The sequence below is a fragment of the Paenibacillus sp. FSL R7-0652 genome, assembly GCF_038595045.1.
Lineage (GTDB): Bacteria > Bacillota > Bacilli > Paenibacillales > Paenibacillaceae > Paenibacillus.
Map to the genome: position 1 here is coordinate 6,274,431 of NZ_CP152001.1, position 19,268 is coordinate 6,293,698.

Annotated in this window: 15 protein-coding genes; 2 read left to right on the forward strand and 13 right to left on the reverse strand. The window is 51.4% G+C overall.

Annotation, left to right across the window (positions count from 1 at the left end; genetic code table 11):
* Window positions 1-146 precede the first annotated feature (146 nt).
* The 5 genes from MKY97_RS27350 to MKY97_RS27370 all read right to left on the reverse strand — a co-directional run bounded on the left by MKY97_RS27350 (window position 147) and on the right by MKY97_RS27370 (window position 8,876).
* The gene (locus tag MKY97_RS27350; RefSeq protein WP_342553282.1) at window positions 147-2,354 is read right to left on the reverse strand and encodes a glycosyltransferase; all 2,208 of its coding nucleotides are present in this window, start codon (window positions 2,352-2,354) and stop codon (window positions 147-149) included.
* Between the two features lie 265 nt (window positions 2,355-2,619).
* A complete protein-coding gene (locus MKY97_RS27355; RefSeq protein ID WP_342553283.1) occupies window positions 2,620-4,617 on the reverse strand; it encodes a glycosyltransferase in 1,998 nt (665 codons plus the stop codon).
* The gene (locus MKY97_RS27360) at window positions 4,544-6,949 is read right to left on the reverse strand and encodes a glycosyltransferase family 2 protein (protein WP_342553284.1); all 2,406 of its coding nucleotides are present in this window, start codon (window positions 6,947-6,949) and stop codon (window positions 4,544-4,546) included. The genes MKY97_RS27355 and MKY97_RS27360 overlap by 74 nt, the downstream gene beginning before the upstream one ends.
* Window positions 6,950-7,028: 79 nt before the next feature.
* Complete coding sequence (locus MKY97_RS27365; protein ID WP_342553285.1) at window positions 7,029-8,309, reverse strand: DUF6385 domain-containing protein; 1,281 nt, start codon at window positions 8,307-8,309, stop codon at window positions 7,029-7,031.
* Window positions 8,310-8,348: 39 nt separating this feature from the next.
* The gene (locus tag MKY97_RS27370) at window positions 8,349-8,876 is read right to left on the reverse strand and encodes a DUF6385 domain-containing protein (RefSeq protein ID WP_342553286.1); all 528 of its coding nucleotides are present in this window, start codon (window positions 8,874-8,876) and stop codon (window positions 8,349-8,351) included.
* A gap of 210 nt (window positions 8,877-9,086) precedes the next feature.
* Here MKY97_RS27370 and MKY97_RS27375 point away from each other — a divergent pair, with 210 nt between their 5' ends.
* Both MKY97_RS27375 and MKY97_RS27380 read left to right on the forward strand, forming a co-directional pair.
* Window positions 9,087-9,620, forward strand: coding sequence for a hypothetical protein (locus MKY97_RS27375; RefSeq protein ID WP_342553287.1), 534 nt, complete (start codon window positions 9,087-9,089; stop codon window positions 9,618-9,620).
* Between the two features lie 30 nt (window positions 9,621-9,650).
* Entirely contained in the window at window positions 9,651-10,232 is a 582-nt protein-coding gene (locus tag MKY97_RS27380; protein WP_342553288.1) for a hypothetical protein, read from the forward strand.
* A gap of 106 nt (window positions 10,233-10,338) precedes the next feature.
* Here MKY97_RS27380 and MKY97_RS27385 read toward each other — a convergent pair whose 3' ends face one another.
* From MKY97_RS27385 to MKY97_RS27420, 8 genes are all read right to left on the reverse strand, one after another.
* Complete coding sequence (locus tag MKY97_RS27385) at window positions 10,339-11,715, reverse strand: MFS transporter (RefSeq protein ID WP_342553289.1); 1,377 nt, start codon at window positions 11,713-11,715, stop codon at window positions 10,339-10,341.
* Window positions 11,716-11,785: 70 nt separating this feature from the next.
* The gene (locus MKY97_RS27390) at window positions 11,786-12,964 is read right to left on the reverse strand and encodes a winged helix-turn-helix domain-containing protein (protein WP_342553290.1); all 1,179 of its coding nucleotides are present in this window, start codon (window positions 12,962-12,964) and stop codon (window positions 11,786-11,788) included.
* Window positions 12,965-13,244: 280 nt separating this feature from the next.
* Window positions 13,245-14,039: an ABC transporter ATP-binding protein gene (locus MKY97_RS27395; RefSeq protein ID WP_342553291.1), complete on the reverse strand. Its 795-nt coding sequence runs from the start codon at window positions 14,037-14,039 to the stop codon at window positions 13,245-13,247.
* A 1-nt stretch (window position 14,040) separates the two neighbouring features.
* Entirely contained in the window at window positions 14,041-14,961 is a 921-nt protein-coding gene (locus MKY97_RS27400) for an ABC transporter permease (RefSeq protein ID WP_342553292.1), read from the reverse strand.
* A gap of 138 nt (window positions 14,962-15,099) precedes the next feature.
* Window positions 15,100-16,149 carry an ABC transporter substrate-binding protein gene (locus tag MKY97_RS27405; protein WP_342553293.1) on the reverse strand — a complete coding sequence of 350 codons (1,050 nt, stop codon included), beginning with the start codon at window positions 16,147-16,149 and terminating at the stop codon, window positions 15,100-15,102.
* 353 nt (window positions 16,150-16,502) lie between these two features.
* Complete coding sequence (locus MKY97_RS27410; protein WP_342553294.1) at window positions 16,503-17,405, reverse strand: Rpn family recombination-promoting nuclease/putative transposase; 903 nt, start codon at window positions 17,403-17,405, stop codon at window positions 16,503-16,505.
* Window positions 17,406-17,643: 238 nt separating this feature from the next.
* Window positions 17,644-18,291 carry a winged helix-turn-helix transcriptional regulator gene (locus tag MKY97_RS27415; protein WP_342553295.1) on the reverse strand — a complete coding sequence of 216 codons (648 nt, stop codon included), beginning with the start codon at window positions 18,289-18,291 and terminating at the stop codon, window positions 17,644-17,646.
* Between the two features lie 12 nt (window positions 18,292-18,303).
* On the reverse strand, window positions 18,304-19,191 hold the full coding sequence (locus tag MKY97_RS27420; RefSeq protein WP_342556470.1) for a rhodanese-related sulfurtransferase: 888 nt from the start codon (window positions 19,189-19,191) through the stop codon (window positions 18,304-18,306).
* Window positions 19,192-19,268: the final 77 nt, after the last annotated feature.

Genomic DNA, 19,268 nt, shown 5'->3' on the forward strand with positions numbered 1-19,268 from the left:
ATTAGTCAGGAAGGGTTCGGAAGTTTCAAATACGGACAGGATATTGATGAAAAATAAGGCTGGGTACAGCGTCTGCCGGATGCCCCGACTTTTTGCTCTGTTAAAGAAGGGGCATCCTTGTGCTGTCCGGCAGGGGCACAGCCGGATTACAGGTACACCAGCAGCATGCTGCACTGCTGCTGGAAAGTAGGGGCGGTGGCTGCGCCGGGAGCCGTCAGGCGCAGCAGGGTCTGCAGGCCCGGCGGCTGGACCTGCGCCGGGCGGCCTTGGGCGGCAGCCTGCTGTGCCGTGATCCGGGCCGAATGTTCGGCCCAATCACGTGCCAGGCCCTGCCGCCCGGCGAGCAGCGCGAGCGTGCCCGCCAAGAGCGCATGCGCTGCGCGAGCAGGGGCGGGCACTTCGTCCGCGAGGGGCTGCTGCGCGCTGCCGGGCGTGCCGCACAGCGCAAGCAGGCCTTCGCGGACGCGTGCGGGTGCGCGCAGCAGCCCGCAGCGAGCCGCAGGCGGGAGCGCTGTGAGCAGCGCCAGCGCGCCGCCCGGCGGGAGTGCCTGCAGCAGGCGAAGCCATGCGGGCCACGCCCCTACGGCGGCGAGCGCCTGTGCGGGCGCGAGCAGCGCAGGCACGGGGCTGGGCTGCGGAGCTGCTGCTGGCAGCACAAGGCTGCTGGGCCGAGGTGCACGATCATGTGCCTCGGTCTTTGCATCCGCTCCTTCCTGTGCGTTTATCTGTGCATTTATCCGCGTCTTCGATCGGGACTCTCCCCCGCCCTGCACCTGCATCACTGCATTCGCCTGTTTTTGCGAATCCGCTTGTGTCCGAATCTGTGCATCTGTCTGCAGCCTCTGGCTGTATACATCACCGCTGGCGGATGCATTCCCGCTTTGCAGCAGCCTCTCGGCAGCAAACGCCGCTTCGGGTACGACTGCCTGCCGGCATGCTGCTCTACGCCCACCTGTGCTCCGATACTTGTGTCCCAGCGCCCACAGCGCAAGAGCAGCCTCCGGCCCGTGCTGCGCATGCGCCTGCCAAGGCCGTATTGCCGCACTGGCGGATGCATGCTCACCCAGCTGCGCCAGCACAAGCCCGGCAGCAAGCGGCTGCATCCGCACTGCCGGGCCCAGCGCAGCCGCATGGCGCAGCAGCCATTCCGGCCGATGCGCAGCCAGCGCGGCCGAAACCATTGCCTGCTGCGCTGCTGGCGGCAGGCTCATTCCCTCGGCCGCACTGGCAATGGCCTGCGGCCGTCCCGTGGCTGCGCCAAGCAGCAGCAGTCGCTGCCAAGCTGCCCGATTGCCCGGCTGCATGCTCAGCACCGCCATGTAGGCGGCTTCCGCTTCCTGCCAGCGGCCAGCCTGCTCATGAGCCATTCCTTCCAGTGTCAGGCTGCGGTAGGTTCCCGCACCCGACACAGAAGTATACCGACCTGCTGACGATGCACCTGACTTCGCTCGCTTTAACCACTTCAGGGCAAGGTCAACCCGCCCCTGATCCAATTCCAGTACGGCGCCCAGCTCCAGCAAATCCGGAAAATCCCCGTATACCGAAGCCCACGTCTCCACCACGGATCGCGCCCGCTCAGTTTGGCCGAGCTCTCTCCAGGCATAAGCTGTTTTCAGCACCACATCAGAATGATAACCACACTCCGGTTCAAGCCGTGCGAGCAGCGGCATCAATAATCGAAGTGCTTCATCATACTTGGCCTGCTGAAACCACTCGGCGGCCAGCGCATAGAGCAGTTCTGGCTGATCCGGTGTATGCTGTAGAGCCAGCCGGATGAGCTGCATATTCCGGACATCTTTACGCTTGGCGGCAATGATTTTATCCAAATAGCCATAATGAATAATCTCTATTACCGAGTGTCGAATCCCGTACGGCATAACAGCCAGAATGGAAGAAGCTGCTTCCTCATGAATCCTTCCGCGAAAGGCAATCCGGGGATCATTACGAAACAGACGGCAGACTTCATCCGTTACACGTTCCTCGCCTGATGTGCCCAGCAGGCTCGTTACCTTAATCCAATACCCCCAGACCTCTTCACTTCCGGCTTCCAGCCATTCCATCAGCTCCGATTTCGTCTGAAAAGGCTGCATCCATTCTTCATCTGCGTCCAAGATCAGAATCCATGAATAATTCGCTGCGGCCAGCGACAGATTACGTGCCTGACTGAAATCACCACTCCACTCCATATCAATGACCACTGCATCGTAGCGCTGGGCTATCGCTGCTGAATCATCCGTCGATCCTGTATCTACAACTATAATCTCATCTACCATACTGCTCACCGAATTCAAACAACGATCCAGAAACCCGCCTTCATCCTTCACAATCATACATAAGCTGATCCCACCCCTCACCCGCACCATCCCTCCCTTCAACAAAGGCTGCACTATCACAACAATCAGGACTGTTTAGGTCACCCCTCCTTTCTAGATTTTCTTCTCAAGTTTCTCCTTTCATATTTCCTTTCTGTGCCTCTCTGCCTGTGCCGTTACTGCACATGTCTCTTTTCACTACTCACCTTTGCGTTTTTACCAAAGAAGTCTACCCCGCTCTGATTTATCACTTCTAACGTTCACTTTTAACGTTCACTTTTACTGCTCACGACTTCTGTCTCTCAGCTCAGCTCTCAAATCCATCTGCTCCCGGCAATTCCAGCCTTATATGCTGAATGACAGGCCAGTACGCATGACGCTGCCTCTCTTGCTCCATCTGTTCGCTGCCAGGTACAAGCTGTGCCAGATGATGATCGGCCGCACTAATCAGTCCTTTAACGAGCCAGCTTGTGCCGCTCAAAGTATCTGACGCTCCCGGGAAAGGTTGCTCACTCCGTTTTCCCTTCGTATCGCTCTCCCGGCGTTCTCTTTCAGTCCCACAGCGCTCCGGTTCACTGCCAGTACTCTGTTTCTGATTCAATCCCTGCCCCGCTATACGATCCACTTCCTCCAGCAGCTGACGTCCTCTTTGGATTAATCCATGCAGCGCCTGCCATCTTCCAGACCGGACGCACCCTTCCATCATCAGTCCGATTGCCTGCCAGCCATCATACATCCCTTCACGAACTGTGTTCGTGATGTTCTTACTGTCAGGTTTGTTTTGAAGTTCAGATCTATTGGTTTCTTGTGCGCCTTTCATCAGCCAGAGTGTAAGGGAATCACCTGGACTTGCTTCCTTTCCCTCCAACCACTGCATTCGTTCAAGCCAGCGGCCAGCCAGAGATGCCATTGAGCCCTTTTTTCGCTTCACGGTTTCAAATTTCAAACGCGCTTTGCCCCAATCTCCCCGCTGGATATGAAGTAATGCCTCCGCAGCAGATCGTTTCTCCCGCTGTTCCCCGGAAGGTACAGGTGACATCTCTCCAAGCAGTTCAAGAGCTGCATCGCAGCAGCGGCACTGCTCCAGAATACCCAGTACTTTAGCCAAAGCCTCCTCCGAATTTATCGCAAAACGTGACGCAGCCATCGCTGGAATCTGCTGTTCCTGACCGGATACCCGCATAATTCGAAATATACGATACAGCGGCGGCAGCAGACTGGATTTCGCACGCACGGCTTCCACATAAGCATCCACAGCTCCCTCCAGATCAGCCTTCCCTTCCAGCAGGCGGCCCAAGGTGTACCATGTCTGGTATGTGCCCATCCCTTCTTCGGTGTGATATATCGCCGGCGGCGGTCCCTGCAGAATGGCTTCACGAAGCGATTTCTCCGCTGCTGCCGTGTCCCCTATGGCATCCGCACAGATGGCACGGTGGTGCATCAGATCCGTGTACTCCGGGAACAACTCCAGCGCCCCATCCACGCAATCCAGAGCCTCCTGCCAGCGCTGCAGATGCTCCAGACAGCGAACTTCGTATTTCAACAGCAGATGAGCATAACTGGTTGTCGTCGGATCAATCATCTTGCGAGCTCTGCCAAACGATTCGAGTGCCTGCTCCGCTTCACCTACACGCAAATACTCCACGCCCAGATTATAGTGATGAAACGGCTGGCCCGGCTCCTCTGCCACAGCCTGCTGCAGCAGACGCACGTTGCGATTCACCTTATCTTTACGCTCCACAATCTCCGTCTGATACCCGTAATGGTGAATGACCATGTCTGTCACATGAAACGCAGCCTCCGGATTTCGCTCACAGATCGCTGCGGCAATCTGCTCATGAATTCGCCCCTTGAACCGGTGCCCAGGAGCATTGCGAAACAGACGCAGCACCGGATTAACCGTTACGCCCTGCTGACCCGAACCCGTATAGTTATGAATGTTTAAAAACAATCCGTCACATCCGCTGACTGCCGTCCAGCTTCTGAGCTGCTCCCGTGCTGCCTGCTCCAGTGCCTCGTCCGCATCAAGAAACAGAATCCAGTCGCCGGAAGCCTGCTCCAGGCCAGCATTCCGTGCTGCGGCAAAGTCATCGCACCACGCAAACTCAACGACCTTCGCGCCATACTTCCGTGCAATCGCCGCACTCCGATCTGACGAGCCGGTGTCCACTACGATGACCTCGTCAACTGCACCGCGTACACTTTCGAGACAGCGCGGCAGTACGTCTTCCTCATCCCTCACGATCATGCACAGGGAGATTCGCTGCGCCTGACCCTGATGAATCTGGTGCTGCTGTGCCTGCATGGCGATTCCTCCTCTCCTTTGCACCATACACGGTCCGCCAAGGGATGCCCTCGGCAGTCCGCAGCTGCAGTTCCAAAGCCATCCGTTGAGCCCCAAGCGCTGCATTTTCAGGGGAACGAATCTGTTCCTGACGGATTATCTCAACAGCCATCCGAAGATAACAGACGGCTGCTCCGGCACGGGCTGGACCGAGATCTGATCTACGTTCCAGTGCCTGTTCAAACAATGACAACGCCTGTTCCGAGTGCCCTTTCGCATACAGCGTTTCCCCAAGCCAAAAAAGCCCTTCCGCATCCAGCTCACCCTCGGTCATACACTGAATCAACATCTCGGCAGCAATCATCGTATATCCATATCGATAGAGCAGACCTGCAAAACTCCGCCGAATTGCTGACTTGTTCCTCTCATGGCCCGGCATAATCCTGGAAAACTGCTCCTGCAGCTCCTGCGCAATCAACAGCTGGCCGCTCTGAACCGCCCGGGTTACGACTTGTTTTGCCGCAAGCTGTGCGGCTTCGCTCCACTGCAGAAGCTGAGCTTCCGTCACATCTATTGAGGAATAGCTAGTAGATGGTTGATATCTGTACTCATACAGCAGTCGGTCTGCTACCTTCCACATGTCCCTCTCCGGTGGTGCTGATGTCGCGAGAAAAGAGGGAGTTAACCTCTTTCCGATCGCCCAGCAGGCCAGAGCCCAGTCACTTTTCTCCACTGCTCGAAGGGCTCCAGTCGTAACTCCCTGAACCTCGGCAGCATTGACTAATCCGCTGTCGACCTGCTTCCTGTTCTTTCTGCTTGGTTCTCCCCAACGATCCTCAGCGAGATGCCATGCATCTGTGACTTGGCCTGCACACAGCAGCCAATGAATGCGATCACCCGCAGGGATACAGAGGTCGGACGCTTCACTGCCTAGTAATTGCAGTGCCTGCTTGTATGCTCCACATTCAGCAAGGGCATAGACGATTTGGATAAGCTCGGTCCCTCTATCCCAAGAGCAGTGGGGGCTATCCGACTGATCTGCTTGATCGGTCGAATCTCTCTGATTCAATAGATCAGACAAGTTCAGCAGCCGATCTGCAATCTGTTCATCCGAAATCCCCTGCTGCTGCAGCGCATCTGCCAGCCCCGTCCATGCAGGCTCATAGGTGGACAGATGCTTCAGCGCCAGCTCGTATAGACCAACAGCTTCCTGCACGAATCCCCGCTTCTGTGCGAGCCGGGCCATGGATGTATATGCCCGGTAACTACCTGAGCCCGCTTCAGTTACGTAAACAGGCTCGGTTACTGCTTCATCCGAGCCAGCCCTTTCTTGATTATCCTGTCTGGAGTGACAGGTGCTCGCCCGTGCATAGGCCCCATACGCCCGTTCCTGCAAACCCTGGCACTCCAGAATCTCGCCATATATCAAATGCAGATCTGCATATGCAGGGTAACGATGACATTCGGCGGCAAGCAGCATATGTGCCTCTTCGTAACGCTTCAGTGCTGTAAGCACTTTGGTTAAATCTTTCACCAGAGTAGGACGGTAAGGGGCCTGCAGTGCAGCAAGCCGCAGCGATTCAGTGAATGCATCCGCCGCCTGCTCCAGACTACCCAGCTGACAATGGGTTACTCCCAGATTGTACAGATGGAAGGGGTGTGCCGGTTGATCCGCCAGTTCCAGCTCAATCAGACGCAGATTCCGCTTGGGTTTATCACCTGCAGTGATGACCGATGCCAGATAACCATCATGATGTATACGTAAAGGCATCAGCGGTTCTAGAACTGCTTCTTCATCCGCTGTCCTGGCTTCTGGTGAATCTGAACGTGCATCGGTTCGCCTTCCAGACTCATTCACTGCAGGGGTATCGTCCCCGCGACACCCTTCATGGCGCTGCCTTACCAACTGCTCATGAATACGCCCTGTGTACCGATAACCATGATGTGCACGGAACAAGCGTACCGGATAGGATAGAACCTTGTTCTCCGGTCCATCACCGAGCTGATTTTCTATCGTTATGCGTAATCTCGTAACGCTTTTATGGACATTTGGCAGAACATGCATTAACTCTTCCAGGCCTTCAATGACATACTCATCAGCATCCAGGCAGAGAATCCATTCCGAGGCTGCCAAAGGCAGACTAATATTTCGAGCTTTGGCAAAATCATCTTCCCAACTGGCGTGCAGTACGGTCGCACCATAATTTCTGGCGATATCAGGTGTACGGTCGGATGAGCCGGTATCTGTAATAAACATTTCTAATCCTGCTTGTTTCAAGCTGTTCAGACAGCGGGACAGGTGCCGTTCTTCATTTTGCACAATCATATGAATGCCAAGCAATCGGTTCTGCATCCACATCCACCTCCAATACAAAAAAGTACACGAAGCCCACCAAAGTGAACTCCATGTACCTATATGACGGCAGAACTGGTTATGTGCCTTGTCCATTAAAGAACACGTCAATCGTGCTGGGGGCACCAATCAGGCTTGAACGATAGGAGAGCCGGGTGTATTTCAGAAATCGCTGCGGTACCAGAACATCTACAGAACCCGACAAAATACCAGTTACCGTAGTCACATCTGTATACCAGTTGGTTCCGTTGGCACTGATCTCTACCTGAGCATCCACCCTGTTCAGTCCGGGTCCCCTGTTATATACGAAGAAAGAATATGTGCCAAACACACTGGTTGTCACAGCAGGTAGGGGTGTGAACGTGTTAGCCGTCGGCGTGCCGATTAGCTGATTCTCCTGAAAACTTTTCTGTGAAATGGATGTTACACTGCTCAATGTCCCGGCAGTAATCGTTGCACCAAGGACGCTGGTAATGGTTCCGTTTAGCAGATTCGTCAATGTTCCGGCAGTGACTGTCGCGCCCAGAACACTCGTAATGGTACCATTCAGCAGATTGGTCAATGTTCCTGCTGTGACTGTGGCCCCAAGTACGCTGGTGATCGTTCCTGCTGTAATCGTTGTCCCAAGTACGCTCGTGATCGTACCCGCTGTGATTGTCGCACCGAGTACATTTGTAATGGTTCCGTTCAACAGATTCGTCAGCGTTCCGGCGGTTATTGTGGCTCCGAGCACACTGGTGAGCGTACCGTTCAGCAAGTTCGTCAGCGTTCCCGCTGTTACCGTTGCACCCAAGACACTCGTAATCGTTCCTGCCGTAATCGTTGCACCGAGTACGCTCGTGATCGTACCGTTCAGCAAGTTCGTCAGGGTTCCCGCTGTTACCGTTGCGCCCAAGACACTCGTAATCGTTCCTGCCGTAATCGTTGCACCGAGTATGCTCGTGATCGTACCATTCAGCAAGTTCGTCAGGGTTCCCGCTGTTACCGTTGCGCCCAAGACACTCGTAATCGTTCCTGCCGTAATCGTTGCACCGAGTACGCTCGTGATTGTACCGTTCAGCAAGTTCGTCAGTGTTCCCGCTGTTACCGTTGCACCCAAGACACTCGTAATGGTTCCTGCCGTAATTGTTGCACCGAGTACGCTCGTGATTGTACCGTTCAGCAAATTAGTAATTGTACCTGCGTTAATCGTCACCGTGGTAAGACCCGAAATATTGCTAATCGTTCCGTCCAGAATGATACCTACTACATTTCCGCTTGTATCCGTTCTGACGGGCTGGGCCGTACCCGTACTATCCTGACCAAAAATCAGCGTTCTCAAGTTATCCGGATTCGTATTAAACGTTGTAAAGTTAGGCATGAGCCTCGTCCTCCTCCCTGGACATTCTGTGTAATAAAACTACCTTACGAGCATACGCTGAGCCTGGAAGTAAACATCAAGCCGGGTGGATTGGCCCGGGTTCACAGGCAGGATGACCAGCCGGGTATAATGCAGAAATCGTACGGGCACAAGTGCCTTGGTCTGACCTGCTTCGATCACTTCCTGGCTATCTACCGCGTAATCCACAGCATTCGGGCTGATCTGAATCTGGACGATCGCCGGATGGGCTCCGCGATTTACCACGCCATAACTGTACATGCTTAGAGATGAGGTGTCCTGCGGCGGAAGTGCATTCTCACCTTGACCTGTCTCTGCTCCAGAATAGGTATGCTCTGTAAAACAGTGAGCAGCACCAGGGAGTTTCGTGCGTGAGAAAGCACCCTGTTTGAACCGGGGACGAGTGATCCGGGAACAAGGGGGCTTCAGCAGTTTGGCTTGGCGAGAACAACGGGATGGGCGGCGGCTGACATATTTAGTTTTCTGTCTTAATGTCTGGTTGATTGAGAATTTTGTTCTCTTCCTGCTTCGCTTTGCTGATCGACTCATCTCGATTTCCCCTTAAAAAATGTGCTTACGCATCGTATGCCCGGAATGGAAATACGGGCACGGCATTCGCCGCTATTCGGGAATTCGTACCCGGGTTCCCAAACGCTCCATCTCCCTTTTACATATATTGCTGGTAATGAGGACATGCGAAAAAGGGAAGCCGCGCGTTACTTCTCCTCTATTCTATCCGTCCGTAGGAGGTCAATCGGCATGACCAATACGAATGTGTTTAATCAGTCCAATGGACCTATATTTACACAACTAACCAACACGTTTACAGCTCCGGGAATCGGGGCCGCACCGGATACTGGTGCGGCAGCAGCAGGCAGCTTTTTCGCCCTGACCACGAACAATACGTTAATTCCATCCAACCAGAACCTGCTGCTGCAAATTCTGAATGCAGCCGGGAGCGGCAGAATGATACGGATCGCGAGTCTCTCGGGAGGTACAACCGCGGCAGCCACGCTTGTGCTCTACTCAGGCGGAACCGTAACCGTCGGCAGCACACCCGTGCCTGTGAATACATTACTGGGCAATGCCAATACCAGCATCGTGACAACAAGGCAGAATACAGGGACGCTAGGGGGGACCTTCACAAGTCTGCTCAGTATACCGCTCACCGCGGGCATGTATGCTCTGGACTTGAATGGCTCGATTGTTGTACCGCCCGGACAATCACTTTCCATTAGTTTGGGAATTGGCAACCAGACTGGAGCCATTAATCTGTTTTGGTGGGAATTCTAGCTTAACTTTTGAGCAAAGGTGGTGTATATCGTGCCGAATAACAATGTGTTTAATCCATTAAATCGACCCGTCTATACGTTCAATACAAACACCTATATCTCGCCAGGCATTGCTGCCCCACCTGAGAACAGTGCGGGCAGCACAGGCAATCTCTATAACGGAGGATCTACCAACTCCACTACACTCGGTTTGCTTGGAGGGAGTGTCACAGCAGCGCTGCAGCTCGCGAATCCGGCCTTAAGCGGCAGAACGCTGTATGTCTCGCGTTTATCCGGCGGCATAACGGTTGCACTCAATCTGCTGTCTTCCTTCAGCGGTACCATGACTCTGAGTGCTAACGGCACCCTTTCTTCTCCCAGCACACTTCCTGCAGTAAACAGCAATTTCTCCAGCACCAATACAAGTATTGCTGCAGTGCGCTTCTCCACATCTGCTCCGACGGGAGCGACAACATTGGTATCTATGCCTTTGCAAGTTGGGCCGTTTCAGTCCAATGAGTTTGGTAAATATGTGATTCCGCCAGGTCAGGCCATCAATCTGACTGTAACCGGATCACTCTCTGTTGCCGGCCTGCTGGCCTCCACAACGTATCTCACCTGGTGGGAAAGTTGAGCGGATGTCTTTAAGCCTTCCGATGCAGAAAACAAAAACAGCCACATTCGGATAAGTACCGAAGGCGGCTATTTGTTATTGAAAGACAAACATTTCACGAAATTCCTTATGCAGCAGACTCCGGATTTGCTTTCGAAGCGGAAGAGCTCGGAACTGTCCATAACATATGCTGTAACAAGATACCGCCAAGCCCAATCGCAAGCGTAACCATACCGATCATCTGAAAGGTGGGACTTGGCCCTGCCAAACGAATGAGCGCACCGCCTGCCAGCGGGGCAGCAACCAGCACAACGCTGAATAATGAATTTTGAATGCCGAATACACGTCCTACATAGTCAGGAGAGGTCTCTTTTTGCAGCAAATAATTCATCGTAACCATAAACAGTCCATTCCCCAGACCCGTACAGAGCCCCATGACAACAATCCATGCTGTCGAGGTACCCGGACCAACCCAGCCTAGTGCCGCAATCCCGGTACCAATAAGAAAGTACCCACCGCCAAGTCCCCATCCATACCCTATTCTCGGCAATCGATCTAACAGCAGAATGATCAAAACTGCTCCAGCGCCAACGGATGAACCGAGCCAGCCGAGCAGGGATTCATTACCTGGCTTAATCTCCCGGAATAGGGTCGTAAATTGATATTCAATCATTAAAATAGACATCAGGCCTAAACACCCAAACACGATGGTATTCCTTACGGTGTGGTTACGACGCAAATATTTCCACCCCTGCTGCCACTGAATGAACAAACTTTTAGACTCCTTTACATCATGACCAGCAGGATCGCTGGATACAGCAGACTCCTGCTTCTCCACCAAACGCCGCAAAGGCCACAGTACAGCACCTGATAGCAGGCGGGCACATGCATTGATCAGAATGCAGATTTGCGGAGAGAAAAAGGCCAGTACGACTGCACCCAGAAGAGGGCCGGCTATCTTCGCACACTGATTCACAAATCCGTTCAGGGATGAAGCCTTGAATAACTGTTCTTCTGCCACGATCTGGCGGGTCAGTGCCTGCTGGGCAGGAACATGAAATACACTCATCATCGCACGCAGCGCCAGAAGCGGAAGCAGCCATGCCGGGCTTGGGGCGAATAAAATCCCCACCGTTAGAGCGATGGTAATACCATCACAGAGAAGCATGATTCTGACTTTATGCAGCCGATCCGCCAGTGCACCGGCGACCGAGCCAAACAGGATACCCGGCACCGCCATACAGACGGGGATTAGCGCAATAATTAACGGGTCAGCACCCCAGCGATAAGCCACCATTACCTGGATGGCCAGTGCATCGAACCAATCGCCAAAAGTGGCGAGCGCGTAAGCCATAAACAGACGCACAAACCTAAGGTTAGCCCAAAGGCTTCTGGGGGCTTGGACAGTAGATTCACCAGATGGGTTGTTTGGGTTAGATGAATTGGGTGGATCTGCTGCATTGGACAAGTTCGACTCACCCATCATCGTTTTTTTGTTGGTCATCTTTGGTTTTCCTCCCTTGATTACAGCCAGCTTGTAAGCTAAATGTTCCTTGACTGTAATCTTAGAGGTGTTATGTCAGAGGAAGATCAGAGGATGAGGAATCTGAAGATAAAAAATCGCGGATCGTCTTCACGATCTGCTGCCCGTAGATGGATGCGCCGTACGATTTACTAATCTCCGCATAGATTTGTTGATATTTATTGCGAAGTCTCCCCTCGGTGCGATGGTGATTCATAAATAGAAGAATTTGATACGCTGAATTCAGAACCAGCGGTGCATGGAGTGACATTTTCAACACTTCCAGACCGTCGTCCATTCGCAGTTCCGCTTCTCTTATCCGCCCCTGCCGCAGCAGCCAGCAGCCCTCCAGCACCTGAAAACGGCCAATCTCTCTCAGATAGGGGGCGTCTTTTAATTGTGCACGCACAACATTCATCTGTTCCTCAACGGCCTCGCCGCTTCCACCCCACAGCTCCACAGACAATGCGGCGATACTCACGGGCAGCTTGAAATAGATTAACTGTTTTGCTTCCATCACGCGATACGTTTCTTCGAGCTGCTCCTTGGCTTCCTGATACCTGCCTGTTTCGGCATAGATATCAATAATATTTAGGATTCTCAGTTCCTGACGGTGCACTGCAGGCAGTACAGATGAATGAATCGCTTGTTTGTATAAAAGCAGACTTTCCGCCGGTTCAACGAAAGCATGCACATAAATCAGCAGCCAATACAGACGCTCTTCCAAAGGGAACTCCACTGTGTTCAGCAGCCAATCCAGATCTCCCTGTATAAAATGCAGGTACAATTGGTAGTACGGTTCGATCTGCACGCCAAGTGCCTCCTGCTGACGTACCAGCATTTGGATTGAATTTCCCTGGCCGAACAGATGATATTTACGGAGCAGTCCATGAACAACTTCCTGCATCTCGGGATCATGGATCGAAGGATTGGAAGGCAGCATGGCTCTATTCTCCCGTATAGCTAATCGGTAACCATAGCCGCGTACTGTATCCAAACTGACTTCATCCCAGCACTTCAGCTTCTTACGCAGACGATAGATGTGATCATCTACGGTGCGTTCCACCGGGTATTCCATCGGCCACACCCGATCCAGCAGTTGACTGCGTGTGAAGGCTTTATCCTTATTTTTATACAGAAAATGGAAGAGTGCGAACTCCTTCGCCAACAGACGGATGGAGTCCATACGCTGGGATACTGTATAAGTGCTCTCATCAAATTGCAAAGACATTCCTCGTTTCCCCCTTGTGTGCTTCTATGTAAAATAGGAGAGGTCAGCGATCTTCTTTATCTCTTCCTGCTTACGTATCTCTCAAGTACCTATCATGTCTCTCTTCTTTTCTATCCAGCTGTTCTGCGGACTCTTATTTCTGGTTTCTATCCCGATCTCGGGCCTCTTCAACATACCATAAAAAAAGCTCTTTGCGATAACGCAAAGAGCCCTGTTAATATATTAAATGTGGATCTAATCTAACAAGAATCCCTCAAAGGAACCCCCTGTGCTCTAAATTTCATCCCAGCACAACGCGGTCATCTGCCATCTTCTTGCCGCTAATCTGCTCGAATTCGCCGAGCAGCTCAGGCACCGTGAGTGTGCGCTTACGCTCCTCACTGACATCGAGAATGATTCGTCCCTTATCCATCATGATGAGACGATTGCCAAGACGGATAGCCTGCTCCATGTTATGAGTCACCATGAGCGTAGTGAGCCTCATCTCGCGAACAAGTGTCTCTGTCAGCTCGGTAATCAGCTCTGCACGAGATGGATCAAGTGCAGCCGTATGTTCATCCAGCAGCAGAATCTGCGGCTGAGTGAACGTTGCCATCAGCAGACTCAGCGCCTGACGCTCGCCGCCCGACAGAAGACCCACCTTGGCATTTGGGCGTTTCTCCAGCCCGATTCCCAGTTTCTCCAGCTGCGCGTTAAAGATTTCACGTCTGGCACGGGTCACACCAAAGCCAAGTCCGCGTCCCTTGCCGCGTTTGTACGCCATTGCCATATTCTCTTCAATAGACATATGCGGTGCCGTTCCAGCCATCGGGTCCTGAAAGACACGACCGATCCAGCTGCTGCGTTTATGCTCCGGCAAATTTTTAATCGATCGATCATTGATCAGTACGTCGCCCATATCCGGTTTCATGACTCCCGAAATAATATTCATCAGGGTTGATTTTCCGGCTCCATTACTGCCAATGACCGTTACGAAATCGCCTGGATTCATTGTCAGGTTTACTCCAACCAGCGCCGTTTTCTCGTCGGTTGTGCCTGGATTAAAGAGCTTCGTAACTTGTGTAATCTCTAACATGCTACATGCCCCCCTTTGCCTGTTGGCCGCCGGAGCGCATCAGCTCTTCGGTTCGTTTGCGAGCGAGACTGCGCTGTTTCATTGAACGCTGCATCGTCGGGAAGACGAGTGCGATAATAACGATAACAGCCGTGATCAGCTTGAGATCGGACGTATCAAACCATTCCACCTGCAGGGCCAGTGCAACCACAATACGGTAAATAATTGAGCCGACTACAGCCGCCAGCGTTGCCCAGAATACCGTTCTGGCTCCGAGGATCGCTTCGCCAATAATGACGGAAGCCAGACCAATGACAATCATCCCGATGCCCATCGTAATATCTGCAAACCCGGATTGCTGGGCAATAAATGCACCAGACAAGGCCACGAGTCCATTGGACAGGCTTACACCAATAATGGTAGTCACATCTGTGTTCGCACCGAAGCTGCGAATCATTCGTTTGTTATCTCCTGTGGCACGAAGTGCGAGACCGATATCTGTTTTCATGAACAGATCGAGCATGATTTTGAATACCAGCACAACGATGATGATCAGAATCATGACATGTTCACCTGAGAACGGCGTTTCTACGCCCATAATCGATTTATTTGGTGCGCCAAGAATGCGCATGTTGATTGAATATAGGGCAATCATCATCAAAATCCCGGACAGCAGTCCGTTAATTTTGCCTTTGGTATGCAGCAGACCCGTGAGGGCTCCAGCGATCATTCCGCCAGCCATTGCAGCCAAGCAGGCCAGCCAAGGAGAGTACTCATTGGAGATCATGACCGCCGCAATTGCGCCCCCTGTAGTAAAACTTCCGTCTACGGTAAGATCGGGGAAATCCAGAATGCGGAACGTAATGTATACACCCAGTGCCATCAGCGCATATAACAGTCCCAGCTCGATTGCCCCTTCAATGGAATTCCAACTTATACTCACACTGCTTCCTCCCTGTCTATCTCTATCGAAAAAAATGAGGCGAACCCTCTGTACGTTCGCCTCGAATCCGTCTGTCGAAGTATTGTCATACGGCCAGCTGCACCATAAATGAAACCGGCCGTTTTGTTCATTGGCTCATTATTTGATAATGTTGTTATCCTGATCTTTCACTTCGGCCTTCATCTCATCCGTTACCGTAATCCCCTGGGCTTCAGCCGCCTTCAGGTTCAGAATCAGATCGAGCTTATCCGGTACGGTAACTTTCATGTCGCCTGGTTTTGTTCCATTTTTCAGAATGTCCGCAGCCATCTCACCAACTTGGTAGCCGTGGTCATAATATTTGAAGCCTACGGTCGCAAATGCGCCTTTCTCCACCGTATCGCGGTCACTGGAGAAGAATGGAATTTTATTGCTGTTTGCTGTCTGGATAATCGTATCTACTGCACTCACGACGGAGTTGTCGAGTGTAATGTAGAACGCGTCAACTTTGCCAACCAGCGAGTCTGTCGCTTGTTTTACTTCCGATGTATTGGTTACTGGTGCTTTAACCAGCTTGATGTTATGTGCTGCCAGAGCCTTCTCTGCATTGTTAGCCATGACAACGGCATTCGGTTCACCTTCGTTGATCACCAATCCCACTGTCTTCACGTTTGGCATATTTTTCGCGATAAAGTCAGCCAGCTGCACGATGGCTTCCGGGTTCGTGTCCGATGCTCCGGTCACATTGCCGCCCGGCTTGTCCATGTCACTCACGAGCTTGGCACCCAGTGGATCGGTTACAGCAGCAAACAGGAGCGGCTTGTCCTTCACCTGCTGCGCGAGGGCCAGTGCAGATGGAGTAGCAATTCCGAGTACGAGGTCGTTTTTGGAATCACCCGCAATTTTCTGTGCAATAGACAGGTTATTCGTTGAATCCCCCTGTGCATTGTTGTAATCGATCTTGAGGTTTTTGTTCTCTTCAATGCCTGCGTCTTTCAGGGCCGCGATGAAACCTTCACGTGTTGCATCCAGTGATGGATGTTCAACAATCTGGGAGATAGCAATCTGATAGGACTTTTCAGCGCTGCCTCCGCCTGTTGTGCTGTCTGATCCTTTGGACTCCGAGCCTGAACCGCTGTTATTTCCGCAACCTGCTGCCACGATCATCGAAGCAGCCATCATCAGTGACATCCAAAACTTCTTTTTCATCTGTAAGAACCCCTCTCCATTTGTTAAAATGTGATCCCCCACACCGCTGCTCCGTCAACCTTCCGTCGATACGATAAGGCGGGATAAAACGAACGCTTCAACGCATTGTTGCTTTGATCGACAAAAGCAGACAAATCTAGACTTTGGGCATGCGACTGAAGTCCATACCGTGCTGCTCTTTTATTGTTTTCCTAATATTAAAGTGCATCCCGGCTTCCGTCAATGGTTGAACCGCTTCCAATTTCATTTCGGAGAATAAATATGGTAGGTTTCTTTACATGTTATCAAAAAAAGGCAATCCGTAGAATATACGAATTGCCTTGCTGATTTATTAGGAAACTGACATATTAAGGTCATTTATTTTGTTGGATGCTTTCCAATTCAGAAGAGCTTAGTCCTGTCGCTTTAATGATAATCTCTTCATCAAGACCAAGAGCCAGCATATTTTGCGCAATTTTGCGTTTACTCTCAGCTTCACCTTCTTTAATACCTTCTTTAATTCCTTCTTTGATTCCTTCCTCAAGACCTTTTTTTAATCCCTCTTCCCTCGCTCCCTCAATCATCGAGGCTTCGTCTCGCAGAAACTTTTGCCGTGCTTCGTATTCCTGGCGCGCCTGTTCATCTTGGCTTAGGAACTCGAGTACACTCATGGCCTTTTTCAAAGCAGGTTCCAATTCATGCATCATAAACGCCTCCCAGCTGGATTTGGTTATCCCCCTCAAAAATAACAGCCAACGCACTAATCCGTCATCCATCTTGATGTTGTTATCATTTAACTTAGGGATTTCCATAAAATGAATTTCTAAATCATCGGTTAACGGTATATTGGTATGATCCTCTCTTAAATGAAATATGTTGTGATACTGATCATTAGGAAGCATACTGAAATTTATAATATTGATGGTTACACATTTCTTAAGTTCATTATAACGCTGCCCTTCGAGTAATTGTCCAGAAAATTGCTTCCCCCAATAAAACAACGTTCTTTTTTCTAGATCATACTGGTTAAACAACTGCATTTCTACATTAATGAGTTTGCCCTTATCTGTTTTTGCATGAATATCTAATATGGACTGCTTCTCTCTCGGCGTATTCTTGTCCGTGTATGGATTTAGTAAAACAATCTCTGTTAAAAGAGATTCTCCTGCATTCTTGAATGTCTGATTAAGAAAAGCCAAAAGTACATCCTTGTTATCTTCACTTCCAAAAATACGCTTGAACACATAATCGTTCTTGGGATCAAGAAGTTCATTCATCACTATTCGCTCCTATGCGCAAATTTAACAATATATATCCGCTCTATGCCTACAGATATAAAGATGCAGCATGCACAAGATGTGAACTCCATTATAGCAGGTTTATCTCCATTTTGACACGTAAATACGTAATTTAATTCGTAAAAACGTTATTTTTTATCAAAAAAAGAGACAGCCTCGATACACCAAGACCATCTCTTTATACAAATTATTCTGCTCAGAACATTCTCGTTCTCACTTAATTCCCCGACGCTTCACGAATCTGATACCTGCACTTCTTGCCGCCGTCAGCGTAACATTCGGTGCGCTCCACCTCTGCTTGCAGCAGCGAGCGGAACAGCTCCAGTTCACAGCGGCAGGCCTGCTTGTACACACTCGCCACTTGTACGATCGGGCAGTTCAGCTCAGTGATGACATACGTGCCATCCTCTTCTCTGGACGCATCCGCCATATACCCGTTGGCATTCTGGATTCGTGCCAGTTCCTCCACGCGTCCCGCGAGGTCATGCCCCTCCATCTGCGGCAAACCGCTGCGAAGCAGCTTGTCACGGCGGCCTTCGAAAAGGGCATCCACGACACTACCACCTGCGGTGTCTGACAATTCTTCAAGCAGCTCCAGTGTCAGAGAAGAGTAAGACTTCGGAAAATAACTGTCTCCACGCTCCGTCAGATGGTATACCGACGATGGTCGTCCCGCTGTTGCCCGAGCCTCACGTACTTCAATCCAGCCGTCCTGCTCCAGTGCTGTCAGATGGCGGCGAATCGCCATACCGGTCAGTCCAAGCTTTGCAGTGATTTCCCGTGCAGTCATCGTTCCCTGCTGTTTCAGCATGAACAAAATCCGTTCACGCGTTGTACGTTCTTCTTCACGCTTCACGTTCAGCACCTGCTCTCCTGCTTATGCGTGTACGGGCGCTGCCTCCCGGCAAGCATCCGAGCAAAAGCGGTTATGCGTCTCTTCGCAATCCTCACAGCACACATGCTGCAGGTTGCAGGTTGGACAATTAATATATCGGTCATGTGTCGTTCCGCAGTGATAACAGCTGGCGATGACAATATCTTCATCGGTGCGGTTAATCGGCACTGAGATTCGCTCATCAAATACATAACATTTACCGTCAAACAGACGTCCCTGCACCTCAGGGTCTTTACCGTACGTGACAATACCACCTTCAAGCTGGGCAACATCCTGGAAGCCTTCTTTGATCATGAACCCTGTCAGCTTCTCGCAGCGAATACCGCCCGTGCAGTACGTAATGATGGTTTTATCTTTCATATCGCCAAGATTCTCCCGAATCCATTCCGGGAACTCGCGGAACGATTCGACATCGGGACGAATCGCCCCGCGGAAATGACCGATTTCATACTCATAGTCATTACGACCATCGATGACGATCACATCCTCACGCTGCAGATGTTCGTGGAACTCCTTCGGCGAAAGGCGCTTGCCGCTGATCTCGTTCGGATCAAGCTCTTCATCTACGCGGAACGTCACCAGTTCTGCTTTGTGACGTACAAAGATTTTTTTGAACGCATGCTCTTCCACATCATCAATCTTGAACACCATGTCTTTGAACAACGGGTTTGCATGCATGTCCTTCATGTACTGCTCCGTCTGCTCCGGCGTTCCCGATACGGTACCGTTGATTCCTTCGGAAGCAATCAGAATACGGCCTTTCACCCCTAGGTCTTTACAGTACTGCAGATGCTCCTGCGTAAACGTCTCGGGGTCTTCAATCTTCACGAACTTATAATATAAAAGCACGCGGTACGCGCTGTTACACATGTATATCACCTGTTCCTCTTCCATGTTGTTGGCCGGTTCCTCCGGCGAGCCTCCTACGCTGCACCCTTACTTGAAGA